General features: G+C 59.4%; 23 protein-coding genes. 1 reads left to right on the top strand and 22 read right to left on the bottom strand.

Translation table 11 applies throughout. The features are described 5' to 3' along the window. From QMX98_RS03230 to flhA, 11 genes are all read right to left on the bottom strand, one after another. Positions 1-789, bottom strand: coding sequence for a ParA family protein (locus QMX98_RS03230; RefSeq protein WP_010456932.1), 789 nt, complete (start codon positions 787-789; stop codon positions 1-3). Positions 790-832: 43 nt separating this feature from the next. Next, positions 833-1,723: a flagellar motor protein MotD gene (gene motD, locus QMX98_RS03225; protein ID WP_010456934.1), complete on the bottom strand. Its 891-nt coding sequence runs from the start codon at positions 1,721-1,723 to the stop codon at positions 833-835. A gap of 15 nt (positions 1,724-1,738) precedes the next feature. Then, positions 1,739-2,479, bottom strand: coding sequence for a flagellar motor protein (locus tag QMX98_RS03220; protein ID WP_010456935.1), 741 nt, complete (start codon positions 2,477-2,479; stop codon positions 1,739-1,741). Beyond that, on the bottom strand, positions 2,479-3,630 hold the full coding sequence (locus QMX98_RS03215; RefSeq protein WP_282410251.1) for a chemotaxis response regulator protein-glutamate methylesterase: 1,152 nt from the start codon (positions 3,628-3,630) through the stop codon (positions 2,479-2,481). The genes QMX98_RS03220 and QMX98_RS03215 overlap by 1 nt, the downstream gene beginning before the upstream one ends. Before the next feature lie 50 nt (positions 3,631-3,680). Then, the gene (locus QMX98_RS03210) at positions 3,681-5,912 is read right to left on the bottom strand and encodes a chemotaxis protein CheA (RefSeq protein ID WP_282410250.1); all 2,232 of its coding nucleotides are present in this window, start codon (positions 5,910-5,912) and stop codon (positions 3,681-3,683) included. Positions 5,913-5,965: 53 nt separating this feature from the next. Continuing rightward, positions 5,966-6,754 (bottom strand): protein phosphatase CheZ, encoded by a 789-nt coding sequence (locus QMX98_RS03205; RefSeq protein ID WP_282410249.1) that lies wholly within the window; start codon positions 6,752-6,754, stop codon positions 5,966-5,968. 22 nt (positions 6,755-6,776) lie between these two features. Continuing rightward, complete coding sequence (locus tag QMX98_RS03200; protein WP_282410248.1) at positions 6,777-7,148, bottom strand: chemotaxis response regulator CheY; 372 nt, start codon at positions 7,146-7,148, stop codon at positions 6,777-6,779. 167 nt (positions 7,149-7,315) lie between these two features. Continuing rightward, a complete protein-coding gene (fliA, locus tag QMX98_RS03195; protein ID WP_007894214.1) occupies positions 7,316-8,056 on the bottom strand; it encodes an RNA polymerase sigma factor FliA in 741 nt (246 codons plus the stop codon). Then, positions 8,053-8,883, bottom strand: a complete 831-nt coding sequence (fleN, locus tag QMX98_RS03190; protein ID WP_003222917.1) for a flagellar synthesis regulator FleN — start codon at positions 8,881-8,883, stop codon at positions 8,053-8,055. The genes fliA and fleN overlap by 4 nt, the downstream gene beginning before the upstream one ends. 116 nt (positions 8,884-8,999) lie before the next feature. Next, the gene (gene flhF / locus QMX98_RS03185; RefSeq protein ID WP_010456940.1) at positions 9,000-10,334 is read right to left on the bottom strand and encodes a flagellar biosynthesis protein FlhF; all 1,335 of its coding nucleotides are present in this window, start codon (positions 10,332-10,334) and stop codon (positions 9,000-9,002) included. Between the two features lie 11 nt (positions 10,335-10,345). Continuing rightward, positions 10,346-12,475, bottom strand: a complete 2,130-nt coding sequence (gene flhA, locus QMX98_RS03180; protein ID WP_083375990.1) for a flagellar biosynthesis protein FlhA — start codon at positions 12,473-12,475, stop codon at positions 10,346-10,348. 231 nt (positions 12,476-12,706) lie between these two features. On the opposite strand from flhA, the gene QMX98_RS03175 reads away from it, so the two are divergent. Further along, positions 12,707-14,053 (top strand): YncE family protein, encoded by a 1,347-nt coding sequence (locus QMX98_RS03175; RefSeq protein WP_282410247.1) that lies wholly within the window; start codon positions 12,707-12,709, stop codon positions 14,051-14,053. A 138-nt stretch (positions 14,054-14,191) separates the two neighbouring features. Here QMX98_RS03175 and QMX98_RS03170 read toward each other — a convergent pair whose 3' ends face one another. The 11 genes from QMX98_RS03170 to QMX98_RS03120 form a co-directional block, all read right to left on the bottom strand. Continuing rightward, the gene (locus tag QMX98_RS03170) at positions 14,192-14,854 is read right to left on the bottom strand and encodes a hypothetical protein (protein ID WP_282410246.1); all 663 of its coding nucleotides are present in this window, start codon (positions 14,852-14,854) and stop codon (positions 14,192-14,194) included. 175 nt (positions 14,855-15,029) lie between these two features. Further along, positions 15,030-16,169: a flagellar biosynthesis protein FlhB gene (flhB, locus tag QMX98_RS03165; RefSeq protein WP_010456944.1), complete on the bottom strand. Its 1,140-nt coding sequence runs from the start codon at positions 16,167-16,169 to the stop codon at positions 15,030-15,032. 3 nt (positions 16,170-16,172) lie between these two features. Further along, entirely contained in the window at positions 16,173-16,958 is a 786-nt protein-coding gene (fliR, locus tag QMX98_RS03160) for a flagellar biosynthetic protein FliR (RefSeq protein WP_077748632.1), read from the bottom strand. Between the two features lie 3 nt (positions 16,959-16,961). Further along, complete coding sequence (gene fliQ / locus QMX98_RS03155; RefSeq protein ID WP_010456946.1) at positions 16,962-17,231, bottom strand: flagellar biosynthesis protein FliQ; 270 nt, start codon at positions 17,229-17,231, stop codon at positions 16,962-16,964. Then, on the bottom strand, positions 17,228-17,986 hold the full coding sequence (gene fliP, locus QMX98_RS03150; protein ID WP_010456947.1) for a flagellar type III secretion system pore protein FliP: 759 nt from the start codon (positions 17,984-17,986) through the stop codon (positions 17,228-17,230). Before fliP ends, fliQ begins: the two co-directional genes overlap by 4 nt. After that, the gene (gene fliO / locus QMX98_RS03145; RefSeq protein WP_010456948.1) at positions 17,986-18,426 is read right to left on the bottom strand and encodes a flagellar biosynthetic protein FliO; all 441 of its coding nucleotides are present in this window, start codon (positions 18,424-18,426) and stop codon (positions 17,986-17,988) included. The genes fliP and fliO overlap by 1 nt, the downstream gene beginning before the upstream one ends. Next, positions 18,427-18,888 carry a flagellar motor switch protein FliN gene (gene fliN / locus QMX98_RS03140; protein WP_010456949.1) on the bottom strand — a complete coding sequence of 154 codons (462 nt, stop codon included), beginning with the start codon at positions 18,886-18,888 and terminating at the stop codon, positions 18,427-18,429. It lies immediately after the preceding gene. 62 nt (positions 18,889-18,950) lie between these two features. Beyond that, positions 18,951-19,919: a flagellar motor switch protein FliM gene (gene fliM / locus QMX98_RS03135; protein WP_010456950.1), complete on the bottom strand. Its 969-nt coding sequence runs from the start codon at positions 19,917-19,919 to the stop codon at positions 18,951-18,953. A gap of 9 nt (positions 19,920-19,928) precedes the next feature. Then, positions 19,929-20,426 (bottom strand): flagellar basal body-associated protein FliL, encoded by a 498-nt coding sequence (gene fliL / locus QMX98_RS03130; RefSeq protein ID WP_077748629.1) that lies wholly within the window; start codon positions 20,424-20,426, stop codon positions 19,929-19,931. 209 nt (positions 20,427-20,635) lie between these two features. Further along, complete coding sequence (locus QMX98_RS03125) at positions 20,636-22,012, bottom strand: flagellar hook-length control protein FliK (protein WP_282410245.1); 1,377 nt, start codon at positions 22,010-22,012, stop codon at positions 20,636-20,638. Between the two features lie 105 nt (positions 22,013-22,117). Continuing rightward, positions 22,118-22,465: an Hpt domain-containing protein gene (locus QMX98_RS03120; RefSeq protein ID WP_010456953.1), complete on the bottom strand. Its 348-nt coding sequence runs from the start codon at positions 22,463-22,465 to the stop codon at positions 22,118-22,120. Positions 22,466-22,491: the final 26 nt, after the last annotated feature.

Genomic DNA, 22,491 nt, shown 5'->3' with positions numbered 1-22,491 from the left:
TCAGGCCACCTGCGGGACAAGTTGTGCCGCCAGCAAATGCTTGAGCAAGGCGCGATAAGCGAGAACCCCACGGCTCTTGCCGTCGAATTGCGAAGGCGTCAGCCCGGCCCGGCTCGCATCCCGCAGGCGCGTGTCGATCGGGATGTAGCCTTGCCAGATTTCTTCCGGGTATTTGTCGCGCAGCACGCGAAGGGTCCCGAGGGACGCTTGGGTGCGGCGGTCGAACAAGGTTGGAATGATGGAGAACGGCAACGCCACTTTGCGTGAGCGGTTGATCATCGCCAGTGTATTGACCATGCGCTCCAGACCTTTGACGGCCAGGTGCTCGGTCTGCACCGGAATCACTAATTGCTGGCTCGCCGCCAAGGCATTGACCATCAGTACGCCGAGCAACGGCGGGCTGTCGATCACGGCGTAATCGAAGTCCTGCCACAGTTGCGCCAGGCTCTTGGCAATCACCAGGCCCAAACCACTCTGGCCCGGCGACTGACGTTCAAGCGTGGCCAGAGCGGTGCTCGACGGCAACAACGAGATGCGTTCGTCGCTGGTCGGCAACAGCAACTGCCCGGGCAAGCCTTGCGGCACGCTGCCCTTGTGCAGGAACAGGTCGTAGCTGCTGTGCTCCAGGCTGTCGGGATCGTAGCCGAAGTAGCTGGTCATCGAGCCGTGCGGATCGAGATCGACCACGACCACGCGCTTGCCCGCCTCGGCCAGCAAGCCGGCTAAAGCGATAGAGGAAGTGGTTTTACCAACACCACCCTTTTGATTGGCAACGGCCCAGACTCTCATTCGGATTGTTCCTCCCGGTCGATATGCTCGACCGAGAAATAGCTCAACGTGTTAATGCAGGTGACGGAGAATTGACGGCGCTCTCTCGTACCGGCGACTTGACCGGGGTCGGTGCAGTTTGTGTGCCAGCACGCTTCAACGCGGCATCCGGTTGCGCATGGGCGGTCCCGGTGCCGGTGAGGCTGCGACGTACATCAAGATTTCGCGACACGACCAGCACCACGCGACGGTTACGCGCCCTGCCCTCAGCGGTGGCGTTGTTGGCCACCGGCTGGAACTCGCCGTAACCCACCGACGCCAGGCGGCCAGGGTTTACGCCCTGCATCGCCAGCATGCGCACGATGCTCGCCGAACGGGCCGAAGACAGCTCCCAGTTGGTCGGGTATTGCGCGGTGCGGATCGGCTGATCGTCGGTGAAGCCTTCGACATGGATCGGGTTGTCGAACGGCTTGAGGATTGCGGCCACCTTGTCGATGATGTTGAACGCCATGTCACTGGGCATCGCATCGCCGCTGCCGAACAACAGGCTGGAATTGAGCTCGATCTCGACCCACAGCTCGTTGCCGCGCACGGTCATCTGATTGGACTTGATCAAGTCGCCGAATGCCGCGCTGATGTCATCGGCAATGCTTTTCAATGGATCACTGGCACCGGCAACGCCGGCATCGACCTGCTCGCTGTCCTTGACCAGGGGCTTGGCCGGGGTCACGGTCTTCGGCCGCTCTTCACCGATCGGGATCGGCTTGAGGGCGCGATCGCTGTCGGTAAACACCCCGATCAGCGCCTCGGAAATGACTTTGTACTTGCCCTCGTTGATCGACGAGATCGAGTACATGACCACGAAGAATGCGAACAGCAACGTGATGAAGTCGGCGTAGGAAACGAGCCAGCGTTCGTGATTGACGTGTTCTTCAGGTTGCCGACGACGAGCCATAGTCCGTTACTCCCATCAATCCATGAAGCCCTGAAGCTTCAACTCAATAGAGCGAGGGTTTTCACCTTCGGCGATCGACAGGATTCCTTCCAGCAACATTTCGCGATAACGCGACTGGCGCAAGGCAACGGACTTGAGCTTGGCGGCAATCGGCAGCAACACCAGGTTGGCACTGGCCACACCGTAGATGGTGGCGACGAAGGCGACGGCGATGCCGCTGCCCAGTTGCGTCGGATCGGCCAGATTGCCCATGACATGGATCAGGCCCATTACCGCACCGATGATGCCAATGGTCGGCGCGTAGCCGCCCATGCTTTCAAAGACTTTGGCCGCTTCGATGTCGCGGGCTTCCTGGGTGTAGAAATCCACTTCCAGAATGCTGCGAATCGCTTCCGGCTCGGCGCCGTCGACCAGCAGTTGCAGACCTTTGCGCGAGTAGCTGTCAGGTTCGGCATCGGCCACCCCTTCCAGACCGAGCAGGCCTTCCTTGCGCGCGGTCAGGCTCCAGTTGACGACGCGGTCGACGCCACCGGCCAGGTCAACGCGAGGCGGAAACAGAATCCAGCCAATGATTTGCATGGCACGCTTGAAGGCGCTCATCGGTGATTGCAGCAATGCCGCGCCGATAGTCCCACCGAGTACGATCAGCGCCGCCGGGCCGTTGGCCAATGCGCCGAGATGACCGCCTTCAAGGTAGTTGCCGCCAATGATGGCGACAAACGCCAAGATGATCCCGATAAGGCTTAAAACATCCATCAGATACACGCCTCGACCAAGTGCCTGCCAATATCGTCCAGACCGTAGATCGCGTCGGCGAGGTCGGCTTTGACGATGGCCATCGGCATGCCGTAGATCACGCAGCTGGCTTCATCCTGAGCCCAGATCGCGCTACCGCCCTGCTTGAGCAGGCGCGCGCCTTCACGACCGTCGGCGCCCATGCCGGTCAGTACGACCGCCAGAACTTTGTCGCCGTAGGACTTGGCTGCCGAACCGAAGGTGATGTCCACGCACGGTTTGTAGTTCAGACGCTCGTCGCCCGGCAGGATTTTCACCGCGCCACGGCCGTCGATCATCATTTGCTTGCCACCCGGCGCCAGCAGCGCCAGGCCCGGACGCAGAATGTCGCCATCCTCCGCTTCCTTGACGCTGATGCGGCAGAGCTTGTCCAGACGTTCGGCGAAGGCCTTGGTGAAGGCCGCCGGCATGTGCTGGATCAACACGATCGGCGCCGGGAAGTTGGCCGGCAACTGGGTCAACACCCGTTGCAGGGCAACCGGACCGCCCGTGGACGTACCGATAGCCACCAGTTTGTAGGCTTTGCGTTTTGGTGCAGGCGACGACTGCCCGGACGATGCCGGGGACGATGCCGGGGCGTAGCTACGCGCCGGAATTGGTGCCGGAGCCGGACGCGCAGGCGTGCTGCTGCCGTAACTGCTGACGCTCGAAGGCGCAGGCGTCGGGGCTGGCGCGGCGACCGGGGCCGGTGCGCTGTAGGTGCTGGCACGACGGTTACTGCGCGAGATGCTGAGAATCTTCTCGCACAGCAGTTGCTTGACCTTCTCCGGGTTACGGGAGATGTCTTCGAAATTCTTCGGCAGGAAATCCACCGCGCCGGCGTCCAGCGCGTCGAGGGTTACCCGAGCGCCTTCGTGGGTCAGCGAGGAGAACATCAACACCGGGGTCGGGCAACGCTGCATGATGTGCCGCACTGCCGTGATGCCATCCATCATCGGCATCTCGTAGTCCATGGTGATCACGTCTGGCTTGAGGGCCAGCGCCTGATCAATCGCCTCTTTTCCGTTGGTCGCCGTACCGACGACCTGGATATTCAGATCCGCTGAAAGAATTTCCGAGACGCGGCGGCGGAAAAACCCCGAATCGTCCACCACCAGGACTTTGACTGCCATAAACACTCCGTTAGGACGGAGCGAGGCTTAGTCGCCCCGCTCCACCAGAATCAAATACGCCGTGCGGCGTAACGCTTGAGCATGCTCGGAACATCGAGAATCAGCGCGATGCGACCGTCACCGGTAATGGTGGCGCCCGACATGCCCGGGGTTCCCTGGAGCATTTTGCCCAATGGCTTGATGACCACTTCTTCCTGGCCCACCAGCTGGTCGACGACGAAGCCGATCCGCTGAGTACCCACCGAAAGGATCACCACGTGGCCTTCGCGCTGCTCTTCGTGAGCGGCGGAGCTGACCAGCCAGCGCTTGAGGTAGAACAATGGCAGTGCCTTGTCCCGCACGATCACCACTTCCTGGCCGTCCACCACGTTGGTGCGCGACAGGTCGAGGTGGAAGATTTCGTTGACGTTCACCAGCGGGAACGCGAACGCCTGGTTGCCGAGCATGACCATCAGCGTCGGCATGATCGCCAGGGTCAACGGGACCTTGATGACGATCTTCGAGCCTTTGCCCTTGGTCGAATAAATATTGATGGTGCCGTTGAGCTGGGCGATTTTGGTTTTCACCACGTCCATGCCCACGCCGCGTCCGGAGACATCGGAAATTTCGGTCTTGGTCGAAAAACCCGGCGCAAAGATCAGGTTGAAGCAGTCGGACTCGCTGAGGCGATCCGCGGCATCCTTGTCCATCAGCCCTTTCTTCACGGCAATACCGCGCAGAACATCGGCGTCCATGCCCTTGCCGTCATCGGAGATGGACAGCAGGATGTGGTCGCCTTCCTGTTCTGCGGACAGGATCACCTTGCCGCTGCGAGGTTTGCCCATCGCTTCGCGCTCGGCCGGCTCTTCAATGCCGTGGTCGACCGAGTTGCGCACCAAGTGGACCAGCGGGTCGGCCAGGGCCTCGACGAGGTTCTTGTCGAGGTCGGTTTCTTCGCCGACCAACTCCAGGTTGATCTCTTTCTTGAGCTGGCGAGCCAGATCGCGAACCAGGCGCGGGAAGCGCCCGAAAACTTTCTTGATCGGTTGCATCCGGGTCTTCATGACCGCGGTCTGCAGGTCGGCCGTGACCACGTCGAGGTTCGACACAGCCTTGGACATGGCTTCGTCGCCGCTGTTGAGGCCCAGACGGACCAAGCGGTTACGCACCAATACCAGTTCGCCGACCATGTTCATGATTTCGTCGAGACGCGCGGTATCAACCCGCACGGTGGTCTCGGCTTCACTGGCCGGTTTTTCCGGTGGCGGCGCGGACGGTGTGCGGGCTGGAGCCGGTGCAGCGGCAGCCGCCGGTTTCGGCGCTTCAGCTTTCGGCTCGGCCGCCTTGGCAACCGGTTTCGGTGCAGCAGCCTTGGCGGCTGGAGCAGCCACCGCAGCACCTGTGCCGACTTCAGTGAATTTGCCTTTGCCATGCAATTCGTCGAGCAGCGATTCGAACTCGTGATCGGAGATCAGATCACCACCGGCCGCTTTCGCGGTTGGCGCAGCCGAAGCGGGTACGGCGGCAATGGCCGACTCCAGCGCGTCCACCGCAAAGTTGCCCTTGCCGTGCAACTGGTCGAGCAGTGCTTCGAATTCGTCGTCAGTAATATCAGAGCTGTCGCCGGCCGCTTTCGGAGCAGCCGGTGCAGTGGGCGGTGCCACCGCGTCGACGGCGAACTGGCCTTTGCCATGCAGTTGATCGAGCAACGACTCGAACTCGGCATCGGTGATTTCGTCGCCGGCCGCCGAATCGGCAGCCGCCACTGGAGCAACCGCCGGCGCTTCGGCTTGAGCCTTGACGGCGTTCAGCGAGTCCAGCAATTGCTCGAATTCGTTATCAGTGATGTCGCCCGACTCTTCAGCAGCAGGTGCTTCGACCACTTCAGCAACCGGTGCAGATTCATCAGCCGTTTGCGGCTCGGCCAGACGGGCCAGTGCCGCGAGCAATTCAGGCGTGGCAGCCGTAATCGGGCTGCGTTCGCGGACCTCGGTGAACATGCTGTTCACCGCATCCAGCGCTTCGAGAACCACGTCCATCAGTTCCGAGTCGACGCGACGTTCACCCTTGCGCAGGATGTCGAACACGTTCTCGGCGATGTGACAGCACTCCACCAGCTCGTTGAGCTGGAGGAAGCCGGCGCCCCCTTTTACAGTGTGAAAACCGCGAAAAATTGCATTGAGCAAGTCCGCATCATCCGGTCGGCTTTCAAGCTCGACCAGCTGTTCGGACAGTTGCTCTAGAATCTCGCCGGCCTCAACCAGGAAATCCTGAAGGATCTCTTCATCGGCGCCGAAGCTCATTAAGGGGGTGCTCCTGAGGTCTAAAAACCTAAAAAACCTAAAATGCTAAAACTCTAAAATCCTAGGCTGGATAACAAATCGTCCACATCGTCCTGACCGGACACAACGTCTTCTCTTTTATCGGCATGAATCTGCGGACCTTCACCCTGAGAGAGATGTTTTTGCGGATCTTTTTCAGCGAGCATCGCTTCACGGTCATGTTCGATACCCGCAAAGCGGTCTACCTGACTGGCCATGAGCACAAGCTTGAGCAGGTTGCTTTCAACTTCGGTGACCAATTGGGTCACGCGTTTGATCACCTGACCGGTGAGGTCCTGGTAATCCTGGGCCAGCAATATGTCGTTGAGGTTGCTCGACACCGTGCGATTGTCTTCGCTGCTGCGTGTCAGGAAACCGTCGACTCGCCGGGCCAGTTCGCGAAACTCTTCAGCCCCGACTTCGCGACGCATGAAGCGCCCCCAGTCGGCGCTCAATGCCTGAGCTTCATTGCTCAGGCCATTGACCAGCGGCGTGGCGTTTTCCACCAGGTCCATGGTGCGGTTGGCCGCAGCCTCGGTCAGCTTGACCACATACCCCAGGCGCTCGGTGGCGTCCGTGATCTGCGACACTTCCTCGGCTTGCGGCATGTTCGGGTCAATCTGGAAATTGACGATCGCGCTATGCAGCTCGCGAGTGAGCTTGCCCACTTCCTGGTACAGGCCGCGGTCACGGGTCTGATTGAGCTCATGGATCAGTTGCACAGCGTCGCCGAACCTGCCCTTTTCAAGGCTTTCGACCAGTTCGACCGCGTGTTTTTTCAGGGTCGATTCAAAATCGCCCTGTGAAGATTCTTTGTGGTCCATAGCTCCCCCGTGGCGCAGTTTCTCAACCGATGCGTTCGAAAATCTTCTCGATTTTGTCTTTCAACGCCTGGGCCGTGAAGGGTTTCACCACATAGCCGTTTACACCGGCCTGGGCTGCTTCAATGATCTGCTCGCGCTTGGCTTCAGCGGTCACCATCAGCACTGGCAGGTGCTTGAGTTTTTCATCGGCGCGCACGTGACGCAGCAGGTCGATACCGGTCATGCCCGGCATGTTCCAGTCCTTTACCAGAAAGTCGATGCTGCCGCTGTTGAGAACCGGAATGGCGGTAATTCCATCGTCAGCCTCGACGGTGTTGGTGAACCCCAGATCGCGCAGCAGGTTCTTGATGATCCGCCGCATCGTTGAGAAGTCATCAACGATGAGGATTTTCATGTTCTTGTCCAATTCGACCTCCAAGCAGTCTTAAACGCGCCCAGCACCTGGACGCGCCATTTCAATCAATCCGGCAATGCACTCGATGACTGTCTGGAGCACAACAGATCGCGACCGGTGCAGTTCAACACCCCACCGGCCTCGTTCGCAGTGCCCCCACACTGCCTTCAGCGCGCTCGCCACTCCCCCAAACGCCCCCGCAAACGGGCCGCGCACTGGCTATGTAACTGGCTGACCCGCGATTCGCTGACCCCCAGGACCTCACCGATTTCCTTGAGGTTCAGCTCTTCGTCGTAGTACAGCGCCAACACCAGTCGCTCACGCTCCGGCAAATTGGCAATCGCGTCCGCCAGCGCGGCCTGGAAGCGTTCATCTTCCAGATCGCGTGACGGCTCCAGATGTGCACTCGCGCCATCCTCGTGCAGCCCTTCGTGTTCGCCGTCCTGCAACAGATCGTCGAAACTGAATAACCGGCTGCCCAGGGTGTCGTTCAAAATCCCGTAATAATCGTCGAGACTCAATTGGAGTTCGGCCGCAACTTCATGATCTTTAGCGTCACGACCGGTTTTAGCTTCAATCGAGCGAATTGCGTCACTGACCATGCGGGTATTGCGGTGAACCGAGCGTGGCGCCCAGTCACCCTTGCGCACTTCATCGAGCATCGCGCCGCGGATTCGAATGCCCGCGTACGTCTCGAAACTCGCGCCTTTGCTGGCGTCATATTTGGTCGATACTTCCAGCAGGCCGATCATCCCGGCCTGGATCAGGTCTTCAACCTGAACACTGGCCGGCAGACGGGCCAGCAAGTGGTAAGCAATGCGTTTGACCAGTGGCGCGTAACGCTCGATCAGCTCGTACTGCGCGTCACGTGCCGACTTCTTGTAGAGGTTGTAGCCACTGGCTGTCATAGGACGGGTCCTGCGGTCTGTTGCACGAGGCGCTCGACGAAAAACTCCAGGTGCCCACGCGGGTTGGCAGGCAGCGGCCAGGTGTCGACCTTCTGCGCGATGGCCTTGAACGCCAGGGCGCACTTGGAACGCGGGAAGGCTTCGTAGACGGCACGCTGTTTCTGCACGGCCTTGCGCACGCTTTCGTCGTAAGGCACCGCGCCGACGTATTGTAAGGCGACGTCAAGGAAGCGGTCCGTGACCTTGGTCAACTTGGCGAACAGGTTGCGACCTTCCTGCGGGCTCTGGGCCATGTTGGCCAGGACGCGGAAGCGGTTCATGCCGTAATCGCGGTTCAGCAGTTTGATCAGCGCGTAGGCGTCGGTGATCGAGGTCGGCTCGTCGCACACCACCAGCAAGACCTCTTGCGCTGCGCGAACGAAACTGACTACCGAGTCACCAATACCTGCAGCGGTGTCGATCACCAAGACATCGAGGTTGTCGCCGATATCGCTGAAGGCCTGGATCAGGCCGGCGTGCTGAGCCGGGCTCAGATGAACCATGCTCTGTGTGCCGGACGCGGCCGGGACAATGCGAATACCGCCGGGGCCCTGCAACAGAACGTCGCGCAGCTCACAGCGGCCTTCGATCACGTCGGCCAGGGTACGTTTGGGTGTCAGCCCCAAGAGGACGTCGACGTTCGCCAGCCCCAGATCGGCGTCCAGCAGCATGACGCGCCGGCCGAGCTCAGCTAGAGCCAGGGACAAGTTCACTGACACGTTAGTCTTCCCGACGCCACCTTTGCCGCCGGTCACCGCGATCACCTGTACGGGATGCATGCTGCCCATGTTATTTCTTTACCTTGTCTTGCATAGACGGAGGCCACATTACTGGCTGCGCGCTCAATAACTGAACAATGCATGGCAGACCATCGATGTAGGTACAAAAACGGTTCATTAGCACCTCAGCCAACCTGCTTGGTCGGGCTGTGGTAAATATCAGCGAACATGTCAGCCATGGCTTCTTCGCTGGGTTCTTCTTGCATTTGCACGCTGACGGCACGACTGACCAACTGATGACGACGCGGCAGATGCAAATCATCCGGAATACGCGGGCCATCGGTCAGGTAAGCCACCGGCAATTCATGACTGATCGCCAGGCTCAACACCTCGCCCAGACTTGCCGTTTCATCCAGTTTAGTCAGGATGCAGCCAGCGAGCCCGCAGCGCTTGTAACTATGATAAGCGGCCGTTAGAACCTGTTTCTGGCTGGTGGTTGCCAGAACCAGATAATTTTTTGACTTGATGCCCCGTCCGGCCAGGCTTTCGAGCTGCATGCGCAGGGCTGGATCGCTGGCCTGGAGGCCGGCGGTATCGATCAGCACCACGCGCTTGCGCAGCAAGGGGTCCAGCGCCTGCACCAGAGATTGGCCCGGATCGACGTGGGTTACCGACACGTTGAGAATCCGGCCCAGGGTCTTCAATTGTTCCTGAGCACCGATACGGTAGCTGTCCATGCTCACCAGCGCGATGTTTTGCGCGCCGTATTTGAGCACGTAGCGAGCCGCGAGCTTGGCCAGGGTGGTGGTCTTGCCCATGCCGGCAGGGCCGACCATGGCAATCACGCCGCCCTCTTCCAGTGGTTCGACTTCCGGTGTGGCAATCATCCGTGCCAGGTGCGCCAGTAACATGCGCCAGGCCTGACGGGGTTCGTCAATGTCGGTAATCATCGCCAGCAAGTCGCGGGACAACGGGCCGGACAAGCCGATGCGTTGCAGGCGACGCCAAAGATTGGCCTGGGCTGGACGGCTGCCTTGCAGCTGATTCCAGGCCAGGGAGCCGAGTTGTACTTCCATCAATTCGCGCAGGCTGTTGAGTTCGAAACGCATCGAATCGAACGCCCGCGGATCGACGCCGCCAGCGGCAGGTGCCGGGGCTGGTGCCGAGCGACGAGGTTCGGCATACGTCGGCTCGATCAGCGGCTCGGCGGCGGTCAACGGCAGGCCGGCGAACAATTGGCGATTGGTGGTCTTGTCGCCTTCGGTTTCGCCTTCGCCACGCAGGCTCAATTCGGCCTGGGCGGTGACGATCCGCGACTGGGTCTTGCGCAGCTCATCCTCGAGTTCCATGTTCGGAACACGCGGGGCCAGCGCCGACAATTTGTAATCCAGGGCAGCCGTCAGCTCGACACCACCGGCGATCCGGCGATTGCCAATAATGGCGGCATCAGCGCCCAGCTCATCACGAACCAGTTTCATGGCCTGACGCATATCGGCGGCGAAAAAACGCTTAACTTGCATAAACCACTACCTCAGCCGTTGGGCCCTACTGTCGCAACGATGGTCACTTGCTTGTTGTCAGGAATTTCCTGGTAAGCCAACACATGCAAACCCGGCACTGCCAGTCGGCCGAATCGCGACAGCATCGCGCGAACCGGACCGGCTACCAGCAGAATCACCGGTTGACCTTGCATTTCCTGACGCTGCGCCGCATCGATCAACGAACGTTGCAGTTTCTCAGCCATGCTTGGCTCCAGCAGAACACCCTCTTCCGAGCCTTGTCCTGCCTTCTGAAGACTATTGAGCAATATCTGTTCCAACCTTGGCTCCAGCGTGATAACTGGTAGCTCGGAGTCAGTCCCTACAATGCTTTGGACGATTGCGCGGGATACGCCGACGCGCACCGCGGCCACCAAAGCGGCAGTATCTTGACTCTTGGCAGCATTGTTGGCGATGGCCTCGGCGATGCTGCGAATGTCCCGCACCGGCACCTGTTCGGCCAACAACGCTTGAAGCACCTTGAGCAACTGCGACAGCGAGACCACACCCGGCACCAGCTCTTCGGCCAGCTTCGGCGAGCTTTTGGCCAGCAATTGCATGAGTTGCTGGACTTCTTCGTGACCGATCAGTTCGCTGGAGTGCTTGTACAGAATCTGGTTCAAGTGCGTCGCCACGACCGTACTGGCGTCCACCACGGTGTAACCCAGCGATTGCGCCTGGGCACGCTGGCTGATTTCGATCCAGACCGCTTCCAGGCCAAAAGCCGGATCTTTGGCGGTTATGCCGTTGAGCGTGCCGTAGACCTGCCCCGGGTTGATCGCCAGTTCGCGATCCGGGTAAATCTCGGCTTCTGCCAGGATCACGCCCATCAGGGTCAGGCGGTAAGCACTCGGGGCCAGGTCGAGGTTGTCACGAATGTGCACAGTCGGCATCAGGAAGCCCAGGTCCTGGGACAGCTTCTTGCGCACGCCCTTGATCCGCGCCAACAACTGACCACCCTGATTGCGATCCACCAGCGGAATCAGGCGATAGCCGACTTCCAGCCCGATCATGTCGATCGGTGTCACGTCGTCCCAACCCAGTTCCTTGGTTTCCATCGCGCGAGCCGGCGATGGCAGCAGCTCCTGTTGACGCTTGACCTCTTGCAGGGCCTGAACCTTGACCACGTTCTGCTTCTTCCAGAACAGGTACGCGCCGCCAGCAGCCAGGGCCGCCATGCTGAGAAAGGAGAAGTGCGGCATGCCGGGCACCAGGCCCATCACTGCCATCAAACCCGCCGCCACGGCCAACGCTTTCGGCGAGGCGAACATCTGGCGATTGATCTGTTTGCCCATGTCTTCCGAACCGGAAGCACGGGTCACCATAATTGCCGCCGCTGTCGACAACAGCAGTGATGGCAATTGCGCCACCAAACCGTCACCGATGGTCAACAAGGCGTAAACCCGGCCGGCATCACCAAAGGTCATCCCGTGCTGGAAGATACCGACCGCCATGCCGCCGATCAGGTTGATGAACAGAATCAGCAGGCCGGCGATGGCGTCACCGCGCACGAATTTGCTGGCACCGTCCATCGAACCGTAGAACTCGGCTTCCTGGGCGACTTCCATCCGGCGCAGTTTGGCCTGGTTCTGGTCGATCAGGCCGGCGTTCAAGTCGGCGTCGATTGCCATTTGTTTGCCGGGCATCGCATCGAGGGTGAAACGTGCGCTCACCTCGGAAATCCGCCCGGCGCCCTTGGTCACCACGACGAAGTTGATGATCATCAAGATCGCGAAAACTACGATACCAACCACGTAGTTACCGCCGATCACCACCTCGCCGAAGGCCTGGATCACCTTACCGGCGGAAGCGTGACCGTCCTGTCCGTGGAGCATCACCACTCGGGTGGAGGCCACGTTCAACGCCAGTCGCAACAACGTTGCCACCAGCAGAATGGTTGGGAACACCGCGAAATCCAGCGGCCGCAAGGCGTAGACGCAAACCAGCAAGACGACAATCGACAACGCGATGTTGAACGTGAAAAACACGTCCAGCAGGAACGGCGGGATCGGCAACATCATCATTGCCAACATGACCAGCAGCAACAACGGCACACCCAGGTTGCCCCGACTTAAGTCGGCAACGTTTGTGCGTGCAGTGTTGAGTAACTGAGAGCGATCCACCGGTTTTCCCCGTTCCTTTAAAGCAAACTTTTGACGCCTGAAGCAGGCGCAGAGCGGCTACTGCAAGAAGCCTTCCAACTTTTGCCGGAGCGGGGAATACGTAGTGGATTGCAGGCGCATCCTTTGTGACCACTGATCCAAAAAGCATTCGTACCTGTTAGTTCTGACAGTAGCCGTGTGCCGCGCATTGACCTTCAATGAAAGCCCCATCGCAGCGACAGGAATTGCCCCATGAACAGCACACGCACGCCACTGACTGCGCCGTCGGTGAAAGTTAATCTCGACACTCTCGACTGGAAAGACACCGGAATCAGGCTTGCCTCCCGCGAAGACTTCTTTCCCTACAATGGGGTGAACGTAACCATTGCCGACCCGTGTTTAGCGCCAGACAACGAACTGGAGCTACTGCTCGACGACCAAGTCATTGCTCGACACATCATCACAACTGCGGATGCCGGATCGCCTTTGACGATCCATGTGAAGCCCGAGGACCTCACCGATGGCCGACATGAACTGAGCTATCGAGTAAAAATCAACAACCAACCATTTCAAACATGCGAGCAACGCGCAGAGATTCACGTTGCACTCAGGTCTCTGACAGACCTGCGCCTGGAAAAGGCGAGCTCCCGTCACCACGGCCCATTTGCGCAGATCCAGATAAGCTACCCGCACGCTGCCCCCCTGGCGACGCGGGCGAACGACAATATACAGATGGTCCAGGGCATCCACGGCCTCACCCTCAACCGGGATGCTTCACGGCTGTATTTCGTTCAATCCCCGGATAGCAGCGTCAGTTATGTCCGCGCAATGGATACCCGTACACAGACAATCGTTCACAGCTACTCACCTGAAACGGGAGGCGAAACGTTAGGTGGCCTAAGCCCGAACGGTGACCATGCTTACGTCAACAGTCGTTACTCGAATTACATTTGGGAGATCGACACTAAAACTCACGACATCAAGAAAGGCGCCGACCTCGAATCCGGCTCACCTTATATGGTGGTGAGTTCAAGCGGCGAACGTCTCTATGCCTGTAGCACTCAGGGCATCAACGGGTACTTGAAAGCAGTCGATACAAGCACTCAGTCCGTTGTCCTGTCGATGCCGATCAATCCGTGGCCTTTTGGCCTCGCTATCAATTCCAGCGGTACGCGTGTGTACCTTGCCCACGGGGGCGACGCGGAGTCGGACTCCGATCCAACCGCTATTGACGTCATTGACACTGAAAAATTGAAAACTGTCGCAAGAATACCGATCACTGGATCTGCCTACTCGATGGCCATGAACCACGACAGTACTCGCCTTTATGTGGCCGATATCAGTGCTAGCGAAATTGCGGTAATTGATACGGCTACCAACAAAATCATCAATGTTGCCCGGAGCGAAAAATCGCCGAGACATGTGTCGCTGAGCGCCGACGGTAAGCACCTCTATGTCGTTACCTTTACCTCCGCGTTCATCTGGGTTCTGGATGCTGTAAGCCTGGTGGTTATCCAGAAAATCGATACAGGAAAGAACAACCTGAGAGAGGTGCTTGCGCGGCCTGACAACGGCATCTTTGTGCTTTGTTTCTATTAGAATCCCAAGCTAAAAGCCTACTCACCTGCGGTTTTCCAACTGCAGGTCTCCCTTCGCAACTTTTGCGCAGGGAGGTTCGAAACAGAAGGGCTCACGTCAGCGGAGTCAGGCACAAAAACGTCACACACCAGCGCTCAATCATCCCGCCGTCAGAATCTGCGCCTCACGGATGGCACCGAAATCAAGCGTTCTGCCAACCATGTACCGTGTACCTTTATTCATCTGCAATCCCTCCGCCTCCACCAACTCCTCCCAGGCATAGCCAAGTATGACGACTGTCCCCGGCGCAAGGGAATCACCCGCCATGTTGTGCCCCAGCAACAGGTCTAATGCCCATTGAAATTTAATGACCGGCAAATCACTCACCAGCATCGGGCGTTTTTTCGAATGGCGATAATCTACTGTGGCGACCACTTGCAGTTGCCCATCGACAAATGAGAATTCAGGTTTGTGAGGACGTCGCTGCAAGACCCCGGCGGACCACTGATCGTTGTAGTTTTCTGGATCAGTAAAAAGGCGGCACAACTCCTCTGTGCTACCGATTTTTCCGGCCGAGTCTTCTAAATAGTTGAAGCTGTCATGGCTGGCGAACCCTTCCAACGAGGGCCTGATGGCATTTTTTGGAAAGTTTAAATATCCAGGTATATGAGCATTGGCCATCTGCACAAAGCACGCGAAATCCAGCGACATTCTGAATGTGACCGAATAACCGATAGCGTTTTCTGTCGGCTTATCCTTCAGAACACCCGAAACAAACTTCAACTCCATACCCTGCAGTTTTCGATAGAGACGCTCGGTCATGATTATTCCCTCTAGAACAGACGCAAACACCAATCCTTGGCGCTCCAGCCGAATGATCAGAACACCACTGCAAGGACGTTGATCGGGAGAATTCCCACGGGTATGACAGCGCAACAGGGTGCTGACCGTCTACTGTCAGAGCTAACAGGGTTTCAGAGTTTTCAGATGAACGGGATCAGGAATCACGCCGCAGATCCGGTGGGATCGGCAAGTTGTCCTTGAGCGGATCCGGGCGCTTGCCCTTGCCCGCGCGGTACTGGCGGATCTGGTAGACGTAGGCCAGCACCTGAGCGACCGCCAGGTACAACCCACCGGGGATTTCCTGCTCCAGTTCCGTGGAGTAGTAGATCGAACGCGCCAGGGCCGGCGATTCGAGCAGCAGCACATTATTGGCCACGGCGATTTCACGAATTTTCAAGGCCAGAAAGTCACTGCCCTTGGCCAGCAGCACCGGCGCGCTGCCCTTGTCGGGATCGTACTTGAGGGCGACGGCGTAGTGAGTCGGGTTGGTAATCACCACGTCGGCCTCAGGGATGGCCGCCATCATCCGCCGCTGCGACATCTCGCGCTGCAACTGGCGAATGCGCTGTTTGACCTCCGGCCGCCCTTCCTGATCCTTGTGTTCGTCACGCACTTCCTGCTTGGTCATCAGCAGTTTCTTGTGGCTTTCCCACAGCTGCACCGGCACGTCGACAGCGGCGATGATGATCAGCCCGCAAGCCATCCACAAAGTGCTCCAGCCGACCACTTGCAGGCTGTGAATGATCGCCATGTCCAACGGCTCATGAGCAATGCGCATCAGATCGTCGATGTCGGAAGACAACACCGCCAGCGCCACGAACAGCACGATGAAAAACTTCGCCAGGGCCTTGAGCAGTTCGACCAGCGCCTTGGCCGAGAACATTCGCTTGAGCCCCGCACCGGGGTTCATGCGACTGAATTTCGGTGCCAGGGAGCCTGCCGCGAACAGCCAGCCACCCAGGGAAATCGGGCCGATCAACGCGGCCAGCAACAAGGTGATCATCACCGGCTGAATCGCCAGCAGGGCGATCTGCCCCGAGTGCAGCAGGAAGGCGCCCATGTTGCGCTGATCCAGAATCACTTCCCGCGACAGCGTGAAGTTCATGCGCATCAGCTCCATCATGTCCTGCGCCAGGGCTCCACCGAAAATCAGCAGCCCGCCAGCGCCGGCGAGCATGACAGCCAGGGTGTTGAGCTCCTTGGAGCGCGCAATCTCGCCCTTTTCCCGGGAGTCCTTTTTACGTTTCTCCGTGGGGTCTTCTGTTTTGTCCTGACCGCTTTCGCTCTCAGCCATGACTCAGCGCGCCCGTGCCAGTTCGCGTAACAACTGCAAGGCCTCGGAGGCCAGCGGTTGATACTGATTGATGATGTCCGCCAACCCGACCCAGACGATGAACAGCCCGAGCACCAGGGTCAGCGGGAAACCGATGGAAAAAATGTTCAGTTGCGGCGCGGCCCGGGTCATCACGCCGAACGCAATGTTGACCACCAGCAACGCGGTGATCGCCGGCAGTACCAGCAACAGTGCAGCACCCAGAACCCAGCCCAGCTTACCGGCCAGCTCCCAGAAATGATTGACCATCAAGCCACTGCCCACCGGCATCGTGGTGAAGCTTTCGGTCAGGACTTCGAAGACCACCAGATGGCCATTCATGGACAGGAACAACAGCGTCACCAGCATGGTGAAGAACTGCCCGATCACCGCCACCGAGACGCCGTTGGTGGGGTCGATCATCGACGCGAAGCCCATGCCCATCTGAATGGAGACGATCTGCCCCGCCACCACGAACGCCTGGAAGAACAGCTGCAAGGAGAAACCCAGCAACGCACCGATGAGGATCTGCTCGGCGATCAGCAGCAGCGCACTCAGATCCAGCGCATTGATCGGCGGCATCGGCGGAAGGCCCGGCGCAATCACCACTGTGATCGCCAGGGCGAAATACAGGCGCACGCGAGTGGGCACCAGGGTTGTGCCGAACACCGGCATGACCATCAGCAAGGCGCCGATGCGAAACAGCGGCAACATGAACGTCGCCACCCAGGTACTGATCTGGGTATCGGTCAGCTGCAGCAGCGACGGCATGGTTTAGCCGATGACCTGAGGAATATTGCCGTACAGCTGCAGGATGTATTCCATGAACGTCTGCACCAGCCACGGGCCGGCGACGATCAGCGTGACCAGCATGACCAGCAAGCGCGGCAGGAAGCTCAGGGTTTGTTCGTTGATCTGCGTGGCGGCCTGGAACATTGCCACCAGCAGGCCCACCAGCAGACTCGGAATCACCAGCACAGCCACCATCATGGTGGTCAGCCACAGCGCTTCGCGAAAGATGTCTACCGCCACTTCCGGCGTCATGGCGACACACCGCCGAAGCTGCTTGCCAGGGTGCCGATGATCAACGCCCAGCCATCCACCAGCACGAACAGCATGATCTTGAACGGCAGGGAAATGATCAGCGGCGAGAGCATCATCATACCCATGGCCATCAGCACACTGGCTACGACCAGGTCGATGATCAGGAACGGAATGAAGATCATGAAGCCGATCTGGAACGCGGTTTTAAGCTCGGAGGTGACGAAGGCCGGCACCAGAATGGTCAGCGGTGCCTGATCCGGCGAAGCGATGTCGGTGCGCTTGGACAGGCGCATGAACAGCTCGAGATCGCTGCTGCGCGTCTGCGCCAGCATGAAGTCCTTGATCGGCACCTGGGCCTTGGCCACGGCATCCTGAGCGGTGAGTTTCTCCGCCAGGTACGGCTGCAAGGCGTCCTGATTCACCCGGTCAAACACCGGTGCCATGATAAACAGGGTCAGGAACAGCGCCATGCCGGTGAGGATCTGGTTCGACGGCGTCTGCTGCAGGCCCAGGGCCTGACGCAGGATCGAGAACACAATGATGATCCGGGTGAAACTGGTCATCAGCATGACGAACGCCGGGATGAAACTCAGCGCGGTCATGATCAGCAATATTTGCAGGCTGACCGAGTATTCCTGAGCGCCATTGGCGTTGGTACCCAGGGTGATCGCCGGGATCGACAACGGATCGGCGGCGAACGCCAGCGGCGCGACCAGCATCAGGGCCAGCGTCAAGACGATGCGTAACGCACCCATTACTTCTTATCCTTCTGATCCTTGCCGAGTATCTTCAACAGATGCTGGGCAAACTCCGGGGTCGCTTTCTCGGTGGTGGTCGGCACTTCAATCGGCTCTTTAAGCACATGCAGTGCAGTGATCGTGCCGGGGCTCAGGCCAAGCAAGATCTGCTCATTGCCGACTTGCACCAGCATCAAACGGTCGCGGGGGCCCAAGGCACGGGAACCGACAATCTCGATCACCTGCCCCTTACCGGCCGGCCCGGCCTGCTGGACCCGGCGCAGCAGCCAGGCGAGGAAGAAGATCAACCCCAGCACCAACAGCAAGCCGAACACCAACTGCGTCAGTTGCCCGGCCACACCGCTACTGACTGCCGGCGCGGCCGCCGCCGTCGCAACCGGCTCGGCGGCCAGAACGCTGAACGGCAACGCCAATAAAAACCCCAGTACCCTCTTCACTTAGCGCAGCTTCTTGATACGTTCGCTTGGGCTGATCACGTCGGTCAGGCGGATGCCGAACTTCTCGTTGACCACAACCACTTCGCCGTGGGCGATCAGGGTGCCGTTGACCAGCACGTCCAGCGGCTCACCGGCCAGTCGGTCCAGCTCGATCACCGACCCCTGGTTGAGTTGCAGCAGGTTACGGATGTTGATGTCGGTGCTGCCCACTTCCATGGAAATCGACACCGGAATGTCGAGGATCACGTCAAGGTTCGGACCGTCCAGGGTGACCGGGTCGTGGTTCTTCGGCACGCTGCCGAACTCTTCCATCGGCAGACGGTTAGACGACGAGCTGCCGACGTCGGCGGCCAGCAAGGCGTCGATATCGGCCTGGCCGGCATCACCGGTTTCTTCCAGGGCGGCAGCCCATTCGTCAGCCAGTGCCTGGTCGTCCTGGGCGTTCATATCGTCGTTCATCATTTGTCCTCGGCGGGCAACTGCTCAATCAAGAGCAGCCAATTAATAGGGGGTTGGAGCGCCAATCAGCGACGCTCGATCGGCTCGATCACCTGCAACGCGAGGTTGCCTTTATGTGAGCCCATCTTGACCTTGAAGGCCGGCACGCCGTTGGCGCGCATGATCATCTCTTCCGGCATCTCGACCGGGATCACGTCACCCGGCTGCATGTGCAGGATGTCGCGCAAACGCAACTGGCGACGGGCAACCGTGGCACCGATCGGCACGTCGACGTCCAGCACGTCCTGGCGCAGGGCGTTGACCCAGCGCTCGTCCTGATCGTCCAGATCCGACTGGAAGCCGGCGTCGAGCATTTCGCGCACCGGCTCGATCATCGAGTACGGCATGGTCACGTGCAGGTCGCCGCCACCCCCATCGAGTTCGATGTGGAAAGTGGACACCACCACCGCTTCGCTCGGACCGACGATATTGGCCATGGCCGGGTTCACTTCCGAGTTGATGTACTCGAAGTTCACTTCCATGATCGCCTGCCAGGCTTCCTTCAAATCGACGAAGGCCTGCTCCAGCACCATGCGCACCACACGCAGCTCGGTGGGGGTGAATTCACGCCCTTCGATCTTCGCGTGACGGCCATCGCCGCCGAAGAAGTTGTCCACCAGCTTGAACACCAGTTTGGCGTCGAGGATGAACAGCGCGGTGCCGCGCAACGGCTTGATCTTGACCAGGTTGAGGCTGGTCGGCACGTACAGCGAGTGCACGTATTCGCCGAACTTCATCACCTGCACACCACCGACGGCAACGTCCGCCGAGCGGCGCAGCATGTTGAACATGCTGATGCGGGTGTAGCGGGCGAAACGCTCGTTGATCATTTCCAGGGTCGGCATGCGTCCACGGACGATGCGATCCTGACTGGTCAGGTCGTAGCTTTTGACGCTGCCGGGTTCGGCAGCGTTATCGGTCTGTACCAGACCATCGTCGACGCCATGCAACAGCGCATCGATCTCATCCTGGGACAGCAGGTCCTGCACGGCCATGTCGTGTTCCTACTGCAGTACGAAATTAGTAAAAAGCAGCTGTTCGATAACCACTTTGCCGAGTTCTTTCTGCGCCACTTCCTGGACGCTGGCCGTGGCCTTCTGACGCAACATCTCCTGGCCAACCGGGGTCGCCAGCGTGGCGAAGTCCTGGCCGGAGAACAGCATGACCAGGTTGTTGCGGATCACCGGCATATGCACTTTGAGCGCTTCCAGATCAACCTGATTGCGGCCTTGCAGGGTGATGCTCACCTGCATGTAGCGCTGACGACCGTTCACGTTGTAGTTGGCCACGAAAGCCGGGGCCATGGGCTCGAAAATCGCCGGCTGCTTGCCGACCACAGCGGTTTCGGCGGCGACAGGCTTGCTCTGGGCACTGTGCATGAAGAACCAGGTCGCCCCCACGGACATGCCGACCGCCAGCAACAGGGCCACCACGATCGCAATGATCAGCTTGACCTTGCCTTTGGTTGCGGGTTCTTTTACTACTGCGTCGCTCTTCGCCATGCCAATAATCCGTCACTATTCGGGTTTTCACAGTCGCACGGCAAGGCAAGAGCAAGTGTTATGCCAGAAGTGTCGAGGAGGTATGGGAGACAGCGAAAGGCAATCAATTGTAGGAGCGAGGCTGCCCGCGAAACAGGCGCCGCGGTTTATCAGCCATACCGCGTCATCATTCTTCGCGGGCAAGCCTCGCTCCTACAGGAGAGGTGTGATCAGGCGTAGTAGTCGACGGCGCTGGAGCCGATCACGCTGGTAGCGGTTGCCGCCACTTCGGCGACGGCGGTTGCGACCTCGTCATCCATGGAGTCAAGACGACCTCCATTGGCGCTGGTCCGACCGCCCTGCCCCTGCTGAGCCTGATCCTGGCCCTGGCCTTGCCAGCCACGAGACTGGTCGGACACATTGACGTCGACCTGGCCCATGCCCTGTTGCACGAACATGTCACGCAGGCGTTGCATCTGACTGTCCAGCGCTTCACGAACGCTTGGATGGGCGCTCATGAAGGTAACCTGGGTCTGCTGGTCGGGAACCATGTTCACCCGGATATCGAGACGCCCCAGTTCAGCCGGTTGCAACTGGATGTCGGCCGCCTTGAGGTTGGCGCTGGAAAGGTACATGACGCGGTTGACCACTTCCTCGGTCCAGCCGCTCTGATGCATGGCGATCGGTTGGTTGACCGGCAAGGCATTCGCGGTTTTCGGGGTGGCCGCCTGAGTCAGTGCCGCCAGACGGTTGGCGAAGTCATCGACACGGGTATCGCTGCTGGCGGACGTCAAATCCTTGAGGCCGCTATCAATCAGACCGCTGAAGGCTTTCTCGCCACCCTGACTGGTGCTGTCCTTGTCGGCTTGCACGTCGAGCATGCTGGCCATGCCGGCGGCAAAGTTCTGCGCCGCCGTCAGCTCACCGTCAGCCTGGGTCTGGGCAGCCGTGGCTTTGGACTGGGCCTGGCTGCTGGCGGATACGTGGCCGCTCTGCTCCATGGCCATGCGCACGGCGGGCAATGCGTCGAGCGGATCAGCTTCGGGATCAAAATCGCCGTCAGTGGCCGTCTCCACTGGCACAGACGCGGCAACAACGGCGGCGGCAACCGGCGCTTCAGCCTGCGGCTGTGCAGTCGTGACAACTGGCGCAGCTGTTTGCGCGGCCGGTACGGTTACCGACGGCTGTACTGCCTGCATCAACGCAGGATAAAGCGCCGGGTCGAGGCTCGGATCGACAGGCGCCGTATCGGCCACCGGCGTTTCAGCCGTCTCGGGCTGGTTGTCGCTGGCAGCTGTGTCATCGGTCGGCGCCGGTTTATCGGCGGGCAAGGAATTGCCGCTATCGGCAACCGCCCGTTCCGGGGCGGCAGGCTTGTCAGTGCTGACATCCGGTTTGCCGTGGGTTTTCGAGGCATTTTCGGTAGCCGGTTTAGCCGCTTTATCGGCGACCACAGAAGGCTTGTTCCGGGCTTGATTGGCGTAAACATCAGCGAAGCTGGACGCCTTGCCCCCTGGCTCTGCGGCCAGCGCCGGGGTATTGGCGGAGGCGACTTGAGTCTTGGCCGTCGCGGCGGCCTGAAGAAGCGAATGGGGGGTAACGGGCATAAAACGGTCTCCGCTGCACTGGGATCGTAGGTACAGTTGAGTGAGTTGATTGCAAAGGTCGAGCCAGTTCGGCTCGACAAAGGTTAAAAGCGCCGGACGGTTGCGTCAGTCCGCTAGAGAGCGCTGTCGCTCCGCCTCATACAGCGGTCGGACAATGGCGAATTCGCCGTCGATTTCCCCGACCAACTTTTCAATACCGGCGAGGCTTTTTTGCTTGGCGCGTTGCTCAAGCTCATTGCACAGCTCAGCGAGACGAACGGCCCCCATATTGCTGCTGCTGCCCTTGAAACTATGGGCGGTGCTCATGAGTTGCGCGGCATCTTCAGCCTCTCGCAACACGCACAAGCGCTTTTCGGAATCGGCAATGAAGGTATCCAGCAACATCGGATAATCACCCTCCATGACCTCTTGCAACGCGCTCAGCACGGCACGGTCCAGATGTGTGTCAGCCACTTGCTCACTCCTTGATCAAGAATGGG

The organism is Pseudomonas sp. PS02303 (genome assembly GCF_029959925.1).
In the GTDB taxonomy this organism is placed as follows: domain Bacteria; phylum Pseudomonadota; class Gammaproteobacteria; order Pseudomonadales; family Pseudomonadaceae; genus Aquipseudomonas; species Aquipseudomonas mandelii.
This window is presented reverse-complemented; position numbering and strand designations above follow the sequence as displayed.